This is a genomic window from Microvirga sp. jy35 (assembly GCF_056148915.1).
Map to the genome: position 1 here is coordinate 216,874 of NZ_JBWBEW010000004.1, position 16,714 is coordinate 233,587.

General features: G+C 64.4%; 16 protein-coding genes. 11 read left to right on the plus strand and 5 right to left on the minus strand.

Annotation, left to right across the window (positions count from 1 at the left end; all coding sequences use genetic code 11):
• Positions 1 to 123: 123 nt before the first annotated feature.
• From carA to AC0QTX_RS05875, 3 genes are all read left to right on the plus strand, one after another.
• On the plus strand, positions 124 to 1,335 hold the full coding sequence (gene carA / locus AC0QTX_RS05865) for a glutamine-hydrolyzing carbamoyl-phosphate synthase small subunit (protein ID WP_474602891.1): 1,212 nt from the start codon (positions 124 to 126) through the stop codon (positions 1,333 to 1,335).
• A 119-nt stretch (positions 1,336 to 1,454) separates the two neighbouring features.
• A complete protein-coding gene (locus AC0QTX_RS05870) occupies positions 1,455 to 1,829 on the plus strand; it encodes a hypothetical protein (RefSeq protein WP_474602892.1) in 375 nt (124 codons plus the stop codon).
• An 81-nt stretch (positions 1,830 to 1,910) separates the two neighbouring features.
• The gene (locus tag AC0QTX_RS05875; protein ID WP_474602893.1) at positions 1,911 to 2,459 is read left to right on the plus strand and encodes a cupin domain-containing protein; all 549 of its coding nucleotides are present in this window, start codon (positions 1,911 to 1,913) and stop codon (positions 2,457 to 2,459) included.
• A gap of 65 nt (positions 2,460 to 2,524) precedes the next feature.
• Here the strand turns inward: AC0QTX_RS05875 and AC0QTX_RS05880 are convergent, their stop codons facing one another.
• Positions 2,525 to 2,944, minus strand: coding sequence for an organic hydroperoxide resistance protein (locus AC0QTX_RS05880; protein WP_474602894.1), 420 nt, complete (start codon positions 2,942 to 2,944; stop codon positions 2,525 to 2,527).
• 148 nt (positions 2,945 to 3,092) lie between these two features.
• On the opposite strand from AC0QTX_RS05880, the gene AC0QTX_RS05885 reads away from it, so the two are divergent.
• Together AC0QTX_RS05885 and AC0QTX_RS05890 are read left to right on the plus strand one after the other, a co-directional pair.
• Positions 3,093 to 3,563: a MarR family winged helix-turn-helix transcriptional regulator gene (locus tag AC0QTX_RS05885; RefSeq protein ID WP_474602895.1), complete on the plus strand. Its 471-nt coding sequence runs from the start codon at positions 3,093 to 3,095 to the stop codon at positions 3,561 to 3,563.
• Between the two features lie 15 nt (positions 3,564 to 3,578).
• Positions 3,579 to 4,268, plus strand: coding sequence for a class I SAM-dependent methyltransferase (locus AC0QTX_RS05890; RefSeq protein ID WP_474602896.1), 690 nt, complete (start codon positions 3,579 to 3,581; stop codon positions 4,266 to 4,268).
• Positions 4,269 to 4,271: 3 nt separating this feature from the next.
• Here the strand turns inward: AC0QTX_RS05890 and AC0QTX_RS05895 are convergent, their stop codons facing one another.
• Complete coding sequence (locus AC0QTX_RS05895) at positions 4,272 to 4,667, minus strand: GtrA family protein (protein ID WP_474602897.1); 396 nt, start codon at positions 4,665 to 4,667, stop codon at positions 4,272 to 4,274.
• Positions 4,668 to 4,698: 31 nt separating this feature from the next.
• Positions 4,699 to 5,490, minus strand: a complete 792-nt coding sequence (locus AC0QTX_RS05900; RefSeq protein WP_474602898.1) for an SDR family NAD(P)-dependent oxidoreductase — start codon at positions 5,488 to 5,490, stop codon at positions 4,699 to 4,701.
• 313 nt (positions 5,491 to 5,803) lie between these two features.
• Between AC0QTX_RS05900 and carB the strand changes: the two genes are divergently transcribed.
• The 3 genes from carB (at position 5,804) to AC0QTX_RS05915 (ending at position 10,395) form a co-directional block, all read left to right on the plus strand.
• On the plus strand, positions 5,804 to 9,274 hold the full coding sequence (gene carB / locus AC0QTX_RS05905; RefSeq protein WP_474602899.1) for a carbamoyl-phosphate synthase large subunit: 3,471 nt from the start codon (positions 5,804 to 5,806) through the stop codon (positions 9,272 to 9,274).
• A 106-nt stretch (positions 9,275 to 9,380) separates the two neighbouring features.
• Complete coding sequence (gene greA / locus AC0QTX_RS05910; protein ID WP_474602900.1) at positions 9,381 to 9,857, plus strand: transcription elongation factor GreA; 477 nt, start codon at positions 9,381 to 9,383, stop codon at positions 9,855 to 9,857.
• A gap of 34 nt (positions 9,858 to 9,891) precedes the next feature.
• Positions 9,892 to 10,395, plus strand: coding sequence for a twin-arginine translocation signal domain-containing protein (locus AC0QTX_RS05915; protein ID WP_474602901.1), 504 nt, complete (start codon positions 9,892 to 9,894; stop codon positions 10,393 to 10,395).
• Between the two features lie 237 nt (positions 10,396 to 10,632).
• Here AC0QTX_RS05915 and AC0QTX_RS05920 read toward each other — a convergent pair whose 3' ends face one another.
• A complete protein-coding gene (locus AC0QTX_RS05920) occupies positions 10,633 to 11,121 on the minus strand; it encodes an Lrp/AsnC family transcriptional regulator (RefSeq protein ID WP_474602902.1) in 489 nt (162 codons plus the stop codon).
• A gap of 174 nt (positions 11,122 to 11,295) precedes the next feature.
• Here AC0QTX_RS05920 and AC0QTX_RS05925 point away from each other — a divergent pair, with 174 nt between their 5' ends.
• The 3 genes from AC0QTX_RS05925 to AC0QTX_RS05935 all read left to right on the plus strand — a co-directional run bounded on the left by AC0QTX_RS05925 (position 11,296) and on the right by AC0QTX_RS05935 (position 14,390).
• The gene (locus AC0QTX_RS05925; protein WP_474602903.1) at positions 11,296 to 12,309 is read left to right on the plus strand and encodes a mitochondrial fission ELM1 family protein; all 1,014 of its coding nucleotides are present in this window, start codon (positions 11,296 to 11,298) and stop codon (positions 12,307 to 12,309) included.
• On the plus strand, positions 12,309 to 13,271 hold the full coding sequence (gene trxB, locus AC0QTX_RS05930; protein ID WP_474602904.1) for a thioredoxin-disulfide reductase: 963 nt from the start codon (positions 12,309 to 12,311) through the stop codon (positions 13,269 to 13,271). Before AC0QTX_RS05925 ends, trxB begins: the two co-directional genes overlap by 1 nt.
• A 228-nt stretch (positions 13,272 to 13,499) precedes the next feature.
• Positions 13,500 to 14,390 carry a LysR family transcriptional regulator gene (locus AC0QTX_RS05935; RefSeq protein ID WP_474602905.1) on the plus strand — a complete coding sequence of 297 codons (891 nt, stop codon included), beginning with the start codon at positions 13,500 to 13,502 and terminating at the stop codon, positions 14,388 to 14,390.
• 513 nt (positions 14,391 to 14,903) lie between these two features.
• Here the strand turns inward: AC0QTX_RS05935 and AC0QTX_RS05940 are convergent.
• Positions 14,904 to 16,640 carry an AMP-binding protein gene (locus AC0QTX_RS05940; protein ID WP_474602970.1) on the minus strand — a complete coding sequence of 579 codons (1,737 nt, stop codon included), beginning with the start codon at positions 16,638 to 16,640 and terminating at the stop codon, positions 14,904 to 14,906.
• Between the last annotated feature and the right edge of the window lie 74 nt (positions 16,641 to 16,714).

Here is a 16,714-nt window from a genome sequence, read left to right on the forward strand (position 1 = left end):
GTCGCTTGAGCGTTGACTGACGGCAAACGGCCCCTTAAGTCACGCAGGACAGTTCAAGGGCGGCCCGGATGCGGCCCGCTCAAGCACGGCCCGTTGGCCTCGGACTTACAAGAGATCATGACGATGCTGCAAGACAAAGACACCACCGGGTCCTCCTCGGTCGGCTGGACCGAGCCGCGCGCGACGGCCGTGCTCGTGCTCCAGGACGGCACGGTTCTCGAGGGCTTCGGCATCGGCGCCGTGGGCGAGGCGACCGGCGAGGTCTGCTTCAACACCGCCATGACCGGCTACCAGGAGATCCTGACGGACCCTTCCTACGCCGGCCAGATCATCACCTTCACCTTCCCGCATATCGGCAACGTGGGCACCAACGAGGAAGACATCGAGAGCGTCAATGCCGCCTCGTCCTCGGGCGTGCGCGGCGTCGTGCTGGCGGCCTCGATCACCGAGCCGTCCAACTGGCGCGCCTCCCGCGACCTCGATGCCTGGCTGAAAGCGCGCCAGATCGTGGGCCTCACCGGGGTAGACACCCGCGCGCTGACGGCCCTGATCCGCGACCGCGGCATGCCCAATGCAGTCATTGCCCACGAACCTGAAGGCAATTTCGACATCGAGGCCCTGAAGGCCAGGGCCGCCGCCCTCCCGTCCATGGACGGCCAGGATCTCGTGCCGCTGGTCACCAGCGGACAGCGCTTCGACTGGGACGAGACCACCTGGTACCGGGGCGAAGGCTACGGCCATCAGGACGGCTCGCATAAGCACCACGTGGTCGCCATCGATTACGGGGTGAAGCGCAACATCCTGCGGCTGCTGGCCCAGGCCGGCTGCAAGGTCACGGTGGTGCCCGCCACGGCCACGGCCGAGGACGTGCTGGCATTGAAGCCCGATGGCGTGTTCCTGTCCAACGGCCCCGGCGACCCGGCCGCCACCGGCGAATATGCCGTTCCAGTAATCCGCAAGGTGCTCGACGAGAAGATCCCGACCTTCGGCATCTGCCTCGGCCACCAGATGCTGAGCCTGGCCGTGGGCGCCAAGACCAAGAAGATGCACCAGGGTCATCACGGGGCGAACCACCCGGTGAAGGACCGGACCACCGGCAAGGTCGAGATCACCTCCATGAACCACGGCTTCGCGGTGGATCCGGAGACCCTGCCGACAAACGCGGTGGAGACCCACGTCTCCCTGTTCGACGGCTCCAATTGCGGCATTTCCCTCACCGACCGCCCGGCCTTCTCGGTGCAGTACCACCCGGAAGCCTCGCCCGGCCCGCAGGACAGCCACTACCTGTTCGACCGCTTCGTGCAGCTGATGGACGAGAAGAAGACGCAGGCCTGACAAGCGAAGGCTGGCGCCGCGACAAACGGGTCGGTTGCGCCAGCCACCCAAATCACGGTAACCGATCATTAACCATAAAACGAAAATGATCTGAGCCTTGATTTGGGGGTATTTCATCCATGGATTTCGATGACGATTCCGGCGAATTCAGCCGTCTGCACAACCTGTTCACGTTCCATCTCGGCATCGCCGTCTCGCTCTCCTGGCTGACCTCGCTCTATGCCGCCCTCTATGCTCCGTGGGTGCGCAACATCCGCCCGCTGATCGATCCGTCCAATGTGGGCCCGGTCGAGAGCACCTGGTCCTACCTCTTCATCTTTCCGGTGGTGCTCACCGCGGCCTGGCTGATCTCCATCTTCGGCCAGAACCTCTTTGCCCAGTTCCGGGTCTTCAAGAACCAGATCATCGAGTTCGCCTTCGCCGCCATGGTAGCCTTCGGCATGTTCTACCTGTCCATCGACCGCGCCCTCGCGGCGATGCTCATCGGCATGTAGGAAGCGGCAGGTTTCCAACGGCCCCGCTCGATCTTTCGTCTGCATCAGGCGTTCCCTTCCCGATTTCAAAGGGAGAGACGCATGGCGCAGGCGAAAGGATATGGCGATCCTCGGGGCTACAACGCACCGCTCGGGACGGACACTTACGTCTTCCGCAGCAACGGCATCGTGCCGAACTCATCGCTGCCGCTGATCGTCCGCCGCGGGGCGATCCCGCCCTCTCAGGATGATCCGACCAAAGCCTTCAAGGCGACGTTTGCCAAGAACGGCTGGACGAATGCCTGGCTCGACAGCATCCACGATTATCACCACTACCACCCCAACACCCACGAGGTGCTCGGCATCGTGTCGGGCTCGGGCCAGATCCGCTTCGGCGGTGAGGACGGCGACCTCGTTTCCGTCACCATGGGGGACGTGATCGTCGTTCCGGCCGGGGTCGCCCACGCCCTGATCAATGCGAGCGACGACTTCGCCGTGGTCGGCGCCTATCCGAACGGGTCCGATTACGACACCGTTCGCGACGATCCCAAGGCGCTGGCCTCCTCACAGCAGCGCATCGCCCAGGTGCCCCTGCCGGGCGCCGATCCCGTGGACGGCTCCGATGGACCGCTCATGAAGCTGTGGACCTGAACGTGAAAGGGCCCCCTGCCCGTCAAGGCAGGAGGCCCTCGCCCCTACGGCATTGTCGTTGATTCTCAGACCGACAGGGTGACCTGCACGTTGCCGCGGATGGCGTGCGAGTACGGGCACACCACATCTGCTTTCTGCACCAGATCCGTCGCCTGTTCCTGGGAGAGACCCGGCAGGTTGGCCTTCAGCTCGACCACCAGTCCGAAGCCGGCACCGTCATCCCGCTTGCCGATGCCGACCTTCGCCTCGACATGAGCATCGGCCGGGAGCGCGACCTTGTTCTGAGCGGCTACGAATTTCAGCGCCCCGAGGAAGCAGGCCGAATAGCCGGCTGCGAAAAGCTGCTCCGGGTTGGTCCCCTCGCCGCCCGCGCCGCCGAACTCCTTCGGCGTGGAGAGGCGAACCTCCAGCTTTCCGTCGCTAGAAGCGGCGACGCCTTCGCGTCCGCCTTGGGCTGAGGCATGGGCTGTGTAGAGAGGGGTCATCGGGAAACTCCTTGATTGACACGAATGATTGCCCGTCCGCAGATTGGATGCTTCCAATTCAATCGCGTGCAATCTAAATAGGGGCATAGGCCGTATTTCAATTGTGTGCAACCTATTTTTGGTAAGTGCGTTTCAGGTGGAGGTGACGATGACAACGCAATCCGGGGCTCTGGCACTCAGCAATCAGCTGTGCTTCGCCTTCTATTCCGTCTCCCATGCCTTCAACCGAGCCTATCGCCAGTTCCTGGACCCGCTCGGCCTCACCTATCCGCAATATGTGGTTCTGCTGGTGCTCTGGGAGCAGGACGACCTTACCGTGAAGGAGATCGGGAACAGGCTCTTTCTCGATTCAGGCACCCTCACTCCTTTGCTGAAGCGCCTTGAGAAAGCCGGCCATGTCCGCCGCACGCGGGACAGGAAGGATGAGCGGCAAGTCAGGATCGCCCTGACCCAGACCGGCCGCGCTCTGCGGGACAGGGCCGAGGAGATCCCGCAGCAGGTCGGGTGCGTGCTGGGCCTGCCCCTCGACGAAGTTCGAGCGCTCACCGAGCAGGTTGCGAAACTGCGCAGCAGGCTTCATGACTCGTCCTCGCCCCCCGCGAGTTCTTGGGTTGGGTGAGGGAAAGCTTCTTCGATGAACTGGCGCGACTACTGGAACCAGGATACCCCGATCTATACGGGCGAGCGGCACAAGCTCCTCCACTATCGGCTGATCGCCAACGACATCATCGGCCTCATCCCCTCCCCGGATGCGGCGGTGCTCGACTATGGCTGCGGCGAGGCGCTGTTCGCCGACAAGATCGCGGCGAAATGCGCCCGCCTTGTCTTGAGCGATACCGCGCCGATGGTGCGCGAACGCCTGAACGAGCGGTTCAGGGGCAACGAGCGGATCACGGTGCTCTCGACCCATGACGTCGCCAACCTGCCGGACGCCTCCTTCGACCTCATCGTGGTGAACTCGCTGGTCCAATATCTCTCCCTGGACGAATTCCGCGCCCTCCTGAAGCTCGCCCGCGACAAGCTGAAGGAGGACGGCAGGCTGATCCTCGGCGACATCATTCCGCCGGACATCAGCCCGATCACCGACGCCAGGGCACTGCTGTCCTTCGCCTGGCAGGGCGGCTTCCTGCGCTCCGCGCTCACCGGCCTCGCCCGCACGGCCTTCTCCGAGTACCGCAGGATCCGCGAAGAGGTGGGGCTTGCGCAGTACGGCGAGGACGAGATCGTCGATCTCCTGGAGGATGCCGGGTTCAGGCCGGAGCGCGCCGCACGCAATCTCGGGCACAATCAGGCCCGGATGACCTTCGTAGGACGGCCGGTCTGACCATCAGGCGAAGGTCCACGCCTTGTGCGCCATGAAGCTCCACACCATCACCACGCCCGTGGTGACGATCTGGGACGCCAGATAAGGTCCTGCGAGCCAGACCGTGAAGGCGTGCATGAGGAACCAGGTCACGAGGAAGCCCACGAAGGCCACGACGGCGAAACGCCATGTCGCCTCCCGGTGCGGCCGCTCGCTGCCATAGGTGTGCCGACGGTTGAGCACATAGGATACGAGCCCTCCCGCCACATAGCCGGCAAGGGTCGCCGGGACCGGATGCAGGCCTGCGCCTTCCACGAGGCCGATCAGGAGCCCGTAATGGACGACGGCCGCGACGAGGCCCACGCCGAAGAAGGCGGTGAACTGGCGGGCGAGGCGATGAAGGGGATGGGAGGAGGTCACGGTGCTTCGATAGCGCCTTATGCCCCGTCCGTCACTTCATTCCCTGAATGAGCCCGGCGAACCGGCGTGACATGAAGCGCGGCATGAACTTGGCCCCGATGGCGCCTGCCCGGTTCCGCGCACCCGGAATGACGATGGCCCGGCCCGCCTCGTAGCCCTCAAGTCCGATGCGCGCGACCTCAGCCGAGGACATGAGGCCGGCATCAAAGTACCGTGAGTCCTTCGGGCCTGCCGTATCAGAGAACTCACTCTGTGTGGCGCCCGGGCAGAGCGCCGTCACAGTCACCCCGTGGGGCTTGGCCTCATCGTGCAGGGCTTCGGACAGAGACAGAACGAAGGCCTTGGTGGCATAGTAGACCGCCATGTAAGGCCCGGCCTGGAAGGCTGCGACGGAGGCGACGTTCAGGATGCCGCCCCGCCGGCGCTCGATCATGCCGGGCAGCATCAGGCGGGACAGGGAGGTCAGCGCCGTGACGTTGAGGTCGATCATGGCCAGCTGCTTCTCGTAAGGAAGCGACGTGAAGGTGCCCCGCAAGCCGAACCCGGCATTGTTGACCAGAGTATGAACAGCGATTCCCCGCTCCCGGAGCATATCAGCCAAGTCCTGGGGTGCCTCCCGGTCCCCGAGATCGAGGGCCATGACCTCGACCGGAACTCCATGTGACCGGCGGATCTCGTCGGCCAGCGCCTCCAGCCGCTCGTGCCGCCGGGCTGTCAGGACGAGCGCGTATCCCCGGGCCGCGAACATACGGGCGAGTTCCGCGCCAATTCCGCTCGAGGCTCCCGTCACGACGGTCCAGCGCGGTTCTTCTGCCGTAGCCATGTTTTCCCAACTCCGTTGCCGACTCTTTCCCGCCGGATCGTACCTCACGGGCATTGGCTGTCTAAATCACGGCCAGCGCATCGTGCGAAAAGTGGATCCGGTTTTCCGCGCTCAACGATACGCCAGCCAAGAGTTGGAGCATCGGATTGGATCCCAAAAGTGGGGCCACTTTTGGGTCCGATGCTCTAAGGCCTTTGAATTTGCTCAAGGTCCGTGTAAGAGCCTCCCTCAACCTATAATCCGATCACATCCCGGCTGCGCTCGAAGCGCCGTAGCTCTACGGCCGCGCGGCTGGACACGCCTGGGTGGCCCAATGCCGAAGCGGACAGACATCTCCTCCATTCTCATCGTCGGCGCCGGTCCGATCATCATCGGCCAGGCCGTGGAGTTCGATTATTCGGGCACCCAGGCCGTGAAAGCCCTGAAGGAGGAAGGCTACCGCATCATCCTGGTGAATTCGAACCCCGCCACGATCATGACGGATCCGGATCTCGCGCACGCCACCTACGTGGAGCCGATTACGCCTGAGATCGTCGCCAAGATCATCGAGAAGGAGCGCCCCGACGCGATCCTGCCCACCATGGGCGGCCAGACGGCGCTCAACTGCGCCCTGTCCCTCAAGAAAATGGGCGTGCTCGACAAATTCAACGTGGAGATGATCGGCGCCACGGCGGAAGCCATCGACAAGGCCGAGGACCGCCAGCTCTTCCGCGAGGCCATGACCAAGATCGGCCTCGACACGCCCAAATCCCGTCTTGCCAACGCCTCGGCGCTTAAAAAAGCCGACCGGGACGCTTATCTCGCCGAGCTCGCCCGCATGGAAGCGCTCGACATCCATCCGGGCGACAAGAAGCGCATGATCGCCGCCTACAAGCTCAAGTGGGATGCGGGCGAGAACGAGCGGCGCAAGCGCTACCAGGAGCACGCCCTCGGCGAGGCCCTGCTGGCGCTGGCCGAGGTGGGCCTGCCGGCCATCATCCGCCCCTCCTTCACCATGGGCGGCACCGGCGGCGGCATTGCCTATAACCGCGAGGAATTCCTCAGCATCGTGGAAGGCGGCCTCGACGCATCGCCCACCAACGAGGTGCTGATCGAGGAGAGCGTGCTCGGCTGGAAGGAGTACGAGATGGAGGTGGTCCGCGACAAGGCGGACAACTGCATCATCATCTGCTCCATCGAGAACTTCGACCCGATGGGCGTGCACACGGGCGATTCCATCACCGTCGCTCCCGCGCTGACGCTCACCGACAAGGAATACCAGATCATGCGCGACGCGTCGCTCGCGGTGCTGCGCGAGATCGGCGTCGAGACCGGCGGCTCCAACGTGCAGTTCGCGATCGACCCTTCGAGCGGGCGCATGATCGTGATCGAGATGAACCCGCGCGTGTCGCGCTCGTCCGCTCTGGCCTCGAAGGCCACGGGCTTCCCCATCGCCAAGGTCGCGGCGAAGCTCGCCGTCGGCTACACGCTCGACGAGATCGCCAACGACATCACCGGCGGCGCGACGCCGGCCTCCTTCGAGCCGACCATCGACTACGTGGTCACCAAGATCCCGCGCTTCGCCTTCGAGAAGTTCCCCGGCGCCTCGACGACCCTCACCACGGCCATGAAATCCGTGGGCGAGGCCATGGCCATCGGCCGCTCCTTCCCGGAATCCCTCCAGAAGGCGCTGCGCTCGCTCGAAACCGGCCTCACCGGCCTCGACGAGATCGAGATCGAGGGCATGGGCAAGGGCGACGACCGCAACGCCATCAAGGCCGCCATCGGCACTCCCACCCCGGACCGGATCCTGAAGGTCGCCCAGGCCCTGCGCCTCGGCGTCAGCCATGAGGAGGTCCATGCATCCTGCAAAATCGATCCCTGGTTCCTGGAGCAACTCCAGGACATCATCGACATGGAAGCCAAGGTGAAGGCCCACGGCCTGCCGCAGACGCCCGGCGCCTTCCGCCAGCTGAAAAGCTTCGGCTTCTCGGATGCCCGGCTCGCCGTGCTTGCTAACAAGACCGAGGAAGAAGTGCGGAGCCTGCGCCGCTCGCTTTCTGTGCGCCCGGTCTTCAAGCGCATCGACACCTGCGCGGCGGAGTTCGCCTCGCCCACCGCCTACATGTACTCGACCTATACCGCCCCGTTCGCCGGCACCCCTGCGGACGAGTCCCGCCCGACCGACGCCAAGAAGGTGATTATCCTCGGCGGCGGACCGAACCGGATCGGCCAGGGCATCGAGTTCGATTACTGCTGCTGTCATGCCTGCTTCGCGCTCAAGGACGCAGGCTATGAGACCATCATGATCAACTGCAACCCGGAGACGGTCTCGACCGACTACGACACCTCCGACCGGCTCTATTTCGAGCCGCTGACGCAGGAGGACGTGCTGGAGATCATCGAGACCGAGCGCTCCAAGGGCACGCTCCACGGCGTGATCGTGCAGTTCGGCGGCCAGACGCCGCTCAAGCTCGCCCGCGCCCTGGAAGAGGCCGGGGTGCCGATCCTCGGCACCTCGCCGGAGGCCATCGACCTCGCCGAGGACCGGGACCGGTTCAAGCGCCTCCTCGACAAGCTGCACCTGAAGCAGCCCAAGAACGGGATCGCCTATTCGGTGGAGCAGGCCCGGCTGATCGCCGCCGACCTCGGCCTCCCCTTCGTGGTGCGACCAAGCTACGTGCTCGGCGGCCGGGCCATGGCGATCATCCGCGACGAGGCCCAGTTCGAGGATTACCTGCTCGGCACCCTGCCGAGCCTGATCCCGTCCGACATCAAGGCCCGCTACCCCAACGACAAGACGGGCCAGATCAACACGGTCCTGGGCAAGAACCCGCTGCTCTTCGACCGCTATCTCTCGGACGCCATCGAGGTGGACGTGGACTGCCTCTGCGACGGCCGGGACAGCTTCATCGCCGGCATCATGGAGCATATCGAGGAGGCGGGCATCCACTCGGGCGACTCGGCCTGCTCGCTTCCGCCGCGCTCCCTGTCGCCAGAGATCATCGCCGAACTGGAGCGCCAGACGAAGGCCCTGGCGCTTGCCCTCGAGGTCGGCGGCCTGATGAACGTGCAATACGCCATCAAGGACGGCACGATCTACGTGCTGGAAGTAAACCCCCGCGCCTCGCGCACGGTGCCCTTCGTGGCCAAGGTGATTGGCGAGCCCATCGCCAAGATCGCGGCCCGCATCATGGCCGGCGAGAGCCTGGCGAAGTTCGGCCTCACGCCCAAGGAGCTCCAGCATATCGGCGTGAAGGAAGCCGTGTTCCCCTTCAACCGCTTCCCTGGCGTGGACGTGCTGCTCGGGCCGGAAATGCGCTCGACCGGCGAGGTCATCGGCCTCGACCGGGGCTTCGGGGTGGCGTTCGCCAAGAGCCAGCTCGGCGCCGGAAGCCAGCTGCCGAAGACCGGCACCCTGTTCGTCTCCATCCGGGACTCGGACAAGCCGCGCATCCTGCCGGCGGTGAAGATGCTGGAGGAGGCCGGTTTCCAGATCGTGGCCACCGCCGGCACCCAGCGGTACCTGGAGGAGCAGGGCGTCAAGGCAAAGCGCATCAACAAGGTGCTCGAAGGCCGGCCCCACGTGGTCGATGCCATGAAGAATGGCGACATCCAGCTGGTCTTCAACACCACCGAAGGAGCGGGCGCCCTGTCGGATTCCCGTTCGCTACGGCAAGCTGCCCTCTTGCATAAGATACCTTACTACACCACTCTTGCAGGGGCGGTCGCCGCGGCCGAGGGCATCAAGGCATACCTCAGCGGCGATCTCGAAGTTCGGGCGCTTCAGGAATACTTTGCCTGAGGCATCCGGCCTCACATTGGAACTGCGAAGCTTCGGTGGAGTTTTCGTTGACATGCGAGGGCGCTGGAAACAGCGGCCTCGTACCTCTTTTTGGACGAGACAAACGATGGACAAGGTCCCTCTGACGATCAAGGGTTTTGCGGCGCTCGAGGAAGAGCTCAAGCGCCGGCAGCAGGTGGAGCGCCCCCGGATCATCCAGGCGATTGCGGAAGCCCGCGCGCTTGGCGACCTGTCGGAAAACGCCGAATACCATGCGGCCAAGGAGGCCCAGTCCCTCAACGAAGGCCGGATCCTCGAGCTGGAGAGCCTGATCTCCCGGGCCGAAGTCATCGATATCGCGAAACTCTCGGGCGACCGGATCATGTTCGGCGCCATCGTAAAGCTCGTGGATGAGGACACCGAGGAAGAGAAAACCTACCAGATCGTTGGCGAGCCCGAAGCCGACGTGCGCTCCGGCCGCGTCTCGGTCGCCTCCCCCATCGCCCGCGCCCTGATGGGCAAGACTATCGGCGACACGGTGGAGGTCTCGACCCCCGGCGGTGGCAAGTCCTACGAGGTTGTCGGCGTCCAGTTCGGCGCCTGATGTGAAGAAGGGGGCTTCAACAGTGAGAAACCCGATGACGTCCCCTCTCTCCCGCCGCTCGCTTCTGAAAACCCTCGCCTGTGTCGGCGTCGCCGGCGCAGGCTTTGCCTTGCCTGCTGAGGCCCAGAGCTTTCCGCAGGCCTTCTCGTCCTTTGCCGTGGATGTGAGCGTCCTGAAGGCCAAGGGCCTCGGGCCCTATGCCGATTTCGTGGGAGCTGTCGCTCTCGACGAGTTGCGGCGCACCTTTGCCGACAGGGTCGACCCGCGAGGTCCCCGGCTCGTCGTGCGCCTGACCAGCGTCACCCTCACGGCCTTTCCCGGCGGGAGCGGAGGCCCCCGGTGGCGCGGTGGCGGAGGCGGCGGTCATGACGCGGTGGAGGGCGAGGCCCTGGCGGTTGGCCGCAGGAGTGAGGTCTTCGCGCGGCACCCGATGCTGGCTGTGCTCGACGCCCATGCTCCCAGCGTTGCCCCTAATGAGCAGGGCCGCACCGTTGCCGTGACGCAGCATTGGGTCCGCTGGCTGCGGCGGCAGATCTGATCCTCTAAGCATGGTCATCCCGGACACGAAGCCGATCCGGGATCGCGTGCAAGATCAAGCGCGTGTTCCCTCCCCCTTGTGGGGAGGGTCAGGGTAGGGGTGCCGGTGCTGGACTAGACCAACGTGGCGCTCACACCCCCACCTCCAACTCCTCCCCACAAGGGGGAGGAGGGTTTCCGTGCCACTCGCGTACGGCGATCCCAGCTTCCGCGGCTGCTGCCCCGGGAGGGTACCTGCTCAGCTTTCGACTGCCGCTACATCATCCTCGATGGGCACCAGCGGCTCGTCCTTGACGAGATCGAGGGTGAGCGCCGTGCGGACGTTGCGCACGTTGGGCAGGGAGGTGAGCTCGGAGACGAGGCCCTGGAAGGATGCGAGGTTCGGAGCCACGCATTTCATGATGAAATCGATGTCGCCCGAAAGGGTCCAGCACTCGCGGACCATGGACCAGTCCTTCACCCGCTGCTCGAACTCCCTGAGCTCCTTCTTGCCCTGAACGTCGAGCTGCACCATGGCGAAGCAGACGATCTCGAAGCCCAGGTTCTTCGGGTCGAGGATGGCCCGGTAGGCCTTGATGATGCCGGCGCTTTCCAGCGCCCGCACCCGGCGCAGGCATGGGGGCGCCGACAGGCCGACCCGGCGCGCGAGCTCCACATTGGTGATGCTGCCGTCGGCCTGCAGCTCTTTCAGAATGGCCCAGTCGATGGAATCGAGGCGTCCGCGCACGGTAACTCCGTAGGCATGATCGGGGCGGGCGAAAACCGGCCGGTTGCTCGGATCATGCAGTCTCAGGTCAAAAAATCTCGTCTTGGCTGACTAGACCGTATAAGGGATCCGCACAAGGAGGACGGGCGATTAAGTCGCAACGAACTTCATGAACTCCACAGGCTCATTGATCGAATGTTGCGCGACGAGACCAGCCCTGTCATCTGGGTGCTGACGGACGGCAAGGCCGGGGACGAACTGCAGGCCCTGAGCGTGGCCGAGGCGCTGGGACTGCCCTCGCTGATCCGCCGGGTGAAGCCGAGGCCGCCCTTCACGTGGCTGATGCCCTGGGGGCCGATCGACCCGCGCGAGCGGCCGCTCGCTCCGGGCAGCCCCCTCGCCCCGCCCTTCCCTGACCTTCTCATCGCCTCCGGCCGCCGGGCCGTGCCCTACCTGCGCCATGTGAAGCGGGCCTCCGGCGGGCGGACCTATACGGTGTTCCTCAAGGATCCCCACACCGGCCCGAACACCGCCGACTTCATCTGGTCGCCGAGCTACGACCGCATCCGCGGCCCCAATGTGATCACCACTCTCACCCCGCCGCATCGGGTCTCGAGGCAACGGATCGAAGCCGCCCGTGCAGAGCCCGAGCCTCGCCTCGCCCGTCTGCCCAATCCTCGGGTTGCGATCCTTGCCGGAGGGAACAGCCGTCACCACCGCTTCACGGATGAGGACATCAGCCGCTTGATGGGGCATCTGACCTCGGTTGCCGAGGCCGGAGCCGGACTGATGGTCACGGCCTCGCGCCGCACCCCTGCCGCCCTGCGGGACGCCCTGATCGCCCTCACAGCCAGGCATGGCGGCTTCTTCTGGAACGGGACCGGCGAGAACCCTTACGTGGATCTGCTTGCGCTGGCCGATTTCATCATCTCGACGGCCGATTCCTTCAACATGATCGGCGAGGCCGCCGCGACGGGGCGCCCGATCCTGGTTTTCGAGCCCTCGGGCGGACACCCGAAACTGGATGTTTACATGCATGAGCTTAAAAGCCATGGAATTGTGCATCCTTTCGAGGGACGTCTTGTAGGACGGCCCTACGAACCCTTAAATTCAACACCCAAGGTCGCGAAGGCGATCGCTGAAGGCTTCGGCCGCCACCGCCGCGCCCTCGGCTTACCGGACATCGCCTTTTTTCTGGAGACCCCCTGATGGCCCATTCTCACGCCAAGCTCATCATCATCGGCTCGGGGCCGGCAGGCTATACGGCGGCGATCTATGCGGCGCGCGCCCTTCTCGAGCCGGTCATGATCTCCGGTTTCCAGCCCGGCGGTCAGCTCATGATCACCACCGACGTGGAGAACTATCCGGGCTTTGCCGACGTGATCCAGGGCCCCTGGCTCATGGAGCAGATGCGCCTGCAGGCCGAGCATGTGGGCACCAAGATGGTCTCCGACCACATCACCAAGGTGGATCTGAAGCAGCGCCCCTTCCGCCTCGAGGGCGATTCCGGCGACACCTATACCTGCGATGCGCTCATCGTCGCGACCGGCGCCCAGGCCAAATGGCTGGGCCTGCCCTCCGAGGGCCAGTTCCAGGGCTTCGGCGTCTCGGCCTGCGCCACCTGCGACGGGTTCTTCTACAGGGCTAAGGAAGTCGTGGTGGTGGGCGGCGGCAACACCGCCGTCGAGGAGGCGCTGTATCTGGCGAACCTCGCCTCCAAGGTCACCCTGGTTCACCGCCGGGATTCCCTGCGCGCCGAGCGCATCCTGCAGGACCGCCTGTTCAAGCATCCCAAGATCGAGGTGATCTGGAACTCCGCCGTCGAGGAGATCTGCGGCACGGAGAACCCCTCCTCCGTCACCCATGTCCGGCTCAGGAACCTCGTCTCGGGCGAGACCTCCGACTTCAAGACCGATGGCGTGTTCGTCGCCATCGGCCACAAGCCCTCGACTGAGCTGTTCGTCGGACAGCTCGACATGAAGTCGGGCGGCTATCTGGTGACGAAGCCGGGCTCCACCGACACGAATATCCCGGGCGTCTTCGCCGCCGGCGACGTGACGGACGACATCTACCGTCAGGCCGTGACCTCGGCAGGCATGGGCTGCATGGCCGCTCTCGACGCGGAGCGCTATCTGGCGGCCCTTGAGGCAACCCAGGAAGCCGCCGAATAGGATTTGTTAACAATCCTTTAGCCCTCAGGCCGATTTCCTGTTGCATCAGGCTGCCGGCTCATCAGAGATAAGGGGTGCCTTGCATCAGGTGCATGCGAGGCTTAGAGCATCGTGCGGAAAAGTGGATCCGGTTTTCCGCGTCAACGATGCCCTTATCCAAGAACGAAGCATCGGATCCGATCCCAAAAGTGCAATCCACTTTTGGGTCCGATGCTGTAGGGGAATGCCGTGGACTGGGACAAGATCCGGATTTTCTACACCGTCGCGGAAGCGGGCAGCTTCACGCGGGCCGGTGACGATCTGGGCTTGAGCCAGTCTGCCGTGAGCCGTCAGATCAGCGCGCTTGAGCGCGAGCTGAAGGCGCCTCTCTTCCACCGCCACGCAAGAGGCCTGATCCTCACCGAGCAGGGCGACCTGCTGTTCCGGGCCGCCCGCGACATGCGCATGCGGCTCGAGACCACGAAGGCCCGCCTCGTCGAGACCAGCGAGCGCCCCTCGGGCGAGCTTAAGGTGACCACCACCGTCGGCCTCGGTTCGATCTGGCTGGCCCAGCGCATCGCGGAATTCCTGGATCTCTACCCGGATGTCCGGGTCGAGCTGATCCTGTCCAACGAGGAACTGGATCTCGCCATGCGCGAGGCGGACGTGGCCATCCGACTGCGTCGCCCGGCCCAGCCCGACCTGATCCAGCGACGCCTCTTCACCATCCACTTCCACGTCTACGCCTCGGCCGACTACATCAAGCGGTTCGGCGAGCCCAAGACCCTGGAGGAGCTGGACGAGCACCGGATCGTGTCCTTCGGCGGTCATCAGCCGTCCTATCTCATGGCCGTGCACTGGCTCGCCACGGCCGGACGCGAGGGACGCGAGCCGCGCCAGTACCATTACGTGGTCAACAACATCACCGCCCTGAAATTGGCGGTCGAGACAGGCGCCGGCATCGCCGTGCTGCCGGATTACGCGGTAGTGGGCAACCCGGATCTCGTTCAGATCCTGCGTGACGTGGAGATGCCCTCCCTGGACAGCTATCTCGTCTATGCCGAGGAGATGCGCTCCGTTGCGCGCGTGCAGGCCTTCCGCGACTTCCTGATCTCCAAAGCCCAGCGCTGGACATTCTAAGGCATCGGACCCGAAGCTGGATTTGCACTTTCGGGATCCCTCCGAAGTTAAGAGCATCGTTGGGCGCGAGAACCCGGGTCCGCTTTTTCGCTGCCGCGGGCCTCTGGGGCGCACGACGCTCTAACGGGGCTTTTTCCGGTCAAGCTCGATGGCTACCCGGAATTTGTCACCTCCATGACAGAAGCCATGCATTCCTTGCAGCCCTTTCATGAGGCATGCTGCATTGCAAAGAGGCACGATGCAGTCGATATGAGCGGTGGCTGAATTCAACGCGGCGTCGCTTTCTTCCTCCCGGCGATGCCGTGTCGGCCGTTCCCTCTGGAAGGTTTTGACCTATTTGTCGGACCTCTACTTTCGCCGGGCCTTTGGCCCGGCTTTTTTCTTTTCAGGCCCTAAGGCATCCGACCGGACAATGGATCCTCACTCTTGGGTCCGACGCCTTCTTGAGCGAGCGCATCGCCGGGAGCGGAAAACCGGTTCCACTGCCCCTCGCACACCATGGGCCAGTCGACTTCAGCTCCAGCGGACGTGGGACTGCTCCGCCTCTTCCTTCAGGGCACGGCGCAAGACCTTGCCCACATTGGTTTTGGGAAGGGTCTCGCGGAATTCGACGCGGCGGGGCACCTTGTAGCCCGTCAGGTGCTCCCGGCAGAACTGCCGCAACTCATCGGCCGTGAGGTTCGGATCCTTTCGCACCACATAGGCGACGACCGTCTCGCCCGAATGCTCGTCCGGGAGACCGATCACAGCGGATTCCATCACGCCCGGATGCTTGGCGATGATATCCTCGACCTCGTTCGGATAGACATTGAAGCCGGAGACGAGGACCATGTCCTTCATGCGGTCAACGATCTTGATCTGGCCGTCGGGCAGCATGATCGCGACATCGCCGGTCCGGAACCAGCCGTCCGACGTCATGACCTTCGCGGTCTCATCAGGACGGTTCCAGTAACCTGCCATCACCTGCGGTCCCTTCACGCACAATTCGCCCCGCTCGCCGGGAGGCAGGTCGGACCCGTCGGCTCCGCGCACGCTCACGTCCGTCGAAGGGAGCGGATAGCCGATGGTGCCGGTGAACTCCTCGATGTCGAGGCGGTTGGCGCAGACCACGGGGGAGGTTTCGGAAAGACCGTAGCCCTCCACGATCGGCTGCCCGGTCACCTGCTTCCACTTCTTCGCCACGGCCGCCTGGGTGGCCATGCCGCCGGACACGGCGAGCACCATCTGCGAAAAGTCCACCTTCTCGATGCCCGGCGCATGGGCCAGGGCATTGTAGAGGGTGTTGAGGCCGGACATCAGGGTGATGCGGCTCTTCTGGAGCGTCTTGACGAAGCCCGGGATGTCGCGCGGATTGGCGATCAGAAGCTGGCAACCGCCCATCTTGGTCATGAGCAGGCCGCAGACCGTCAGGGCGAAGATGTGATAGAGCGGCAGGGCCGTCACCATCACATGATCCTCCCGGACGCCGAAGAACGGAGCCATCCAGGCTTCCAGCTGCAGGACGTTGGCCGCGACGTTGCGGTGGAGCAGCGTGGCACCCTTCGCAACGCCGGTGGTGCCGCCCGTATACTGCAGGAAGGCGATGTCGTCCGGCGATACGGTGACCGGCTGGGCCTTCTTGCGCGCTCCCTCGGTCATGACCGCCTTGAAGCTCACGGCATGCGGCAGGCTGAAGGGCTTGACCGCCTTCTTCACATGGCGGGAGACGAGGTTGATGATCCCTCCCTTCAGGCCGAGCAGATCGCCCGGCGTCACGAGGACGACCCGATCCAGCTTGATCTCCGGCAGCGATTCCTCGACCGTCGTGCCGAAGTTTTCGAGCACGAACAGGAAGCGGGCGCCGGAATCGTTGAGCTGATAGGTCAGCTCCCGCGGGGTATAGAGCGGGTTGACGTTCACCACCGTGCCGCCAGCCATGAGGATCCCGAACAGGACCGCCGGATAGGCCATGACGTTCGGCATCATGATGGCGACCCGGTCGCCCTTCTTCAGCCCCTGCCCCTGGAGCCAGGACGCGACCGCATCCGCGTCGCGCCCCAGTTGGGCATAGGTCACGCGCTTGCCGAAGCTCTCGGCGGCCGGACGGTTCGAATACTTGGCGAGGGCATCGCGGAAGATGTCGTTGAGCGTGCCGATCCCGGCCTCGTCGATGGCAGGCGGCACACTCGCCGGATAGGATCTGAGCCAGGGGCGGGCTGCTGAAGGATCCGGAGCGCCCGCTGGGGCAGGCGCTGAGGTTGTGGCGTTCATCATCATCCTCCGCTTCGTGGCGAGTCTTGCTTCATGGGAGATGGCGTCTCCGTCAAAGCTTAACTTGGCGCGGA

What these genes read in the sequence shown, in the direction of transcription:
- carA (WP_474602891.1), top strand. Translation starts at nt 124, where the DNA reads ATGCTGCAAGACAAAGACACCACCGGGTCCTCCTCGGTCGGCTGGACC.
- AC0QTX_RS05870 (WP_474602892.1), top strand. Translation starts at nt 1,455, where the DNA reads ATGGATTTCGATGACGATTCCGGCGAATTCAGCCGTCTGCACAACCTG.
- AC0QTX_RS05875 (WP_474602893.1), top strand. Translation starts at nt 1,911, where the DNA reads ATGGCGCAGGCGAAAGGATATGGCGATCCTCGGGGCTACAACGCACCG.
- AC0QTX_RS05880 (WP_474602894.1), bottom strand. Translation starts at nt 2,944, where the DNA reads ATGACCCCTCTCTACACAGCCCATGCCTCAGCCCAAGGCGGACGCGAA.
- AC0QTX_RS05885 (WP_474602895.1), top strand. Translation starts at nt 3,093, where the DNA reads ATGACAACGCAATCCGGGGCTCTGGCACTCAGCAATCAGCTGTGCTTC.
- AC0QTX_RS05890 (WP_474602896.1), top strand. Translation starts at nt 3,579, where the DNA reads ATGAACTGGCGCGACTACTGGAACCAGGATACCCCGATCTATACGGGC.
- AC0QTX_RS05900 (WP_474602898.1), bottom strand. Translation starts at nt 5,490, where the DNA reads ATGGCTACGGCAGAAGAACCGCGCTGGACCGTCGTGACGGGAGCCTCG.
- carB (WP_474602899.1), top strand. Translation starts at nt 5,804, where the DNA reads ATGCCGAAGCGGACAGACATCTCCTCCATTCTCATCGTCGGCGCCGGT.
- greA (WP_474602900.1), top strand. Translation starts at nt 9,381, where the DNA reads ATGGACAAGGTCCCTCTGACGATCAAGGGTTTTGCGGCGCTCGAGGAA.
- AC0QTX_RS05915 (WP_474602901.1), top strand. Translation starts at nt 9,892, where the DNA reads ATGACGTCCCCTCTCTCCCGCCGCTCGCTTCTGAAAACCCTCGCCTGT.
- AC0QTX_RS05925 (WP_474602903.1), top strand. Translation starts at nt 11,296, where the DNA reads ATGTTGCGCGACGAGACCAGCCCTGTCATCTGGGTGCTGACGGACGGC.
- trxB (WP_474602904.1), top strand. Translation starts at nt 12,309, where the DNA reads ATGGCCCATTCTCACGCCAAGCTCATCATCATCGGCTCGGGGCCGGCA.
- AC0QTX_RS05940 (WP_474602970.1), bottom strand. Translation starts at nt 16,640, where the DNA reads ATGAACGCCACAACCTCAGCGCCTGCCCCAGCGGGCGCTCCGGATCCT.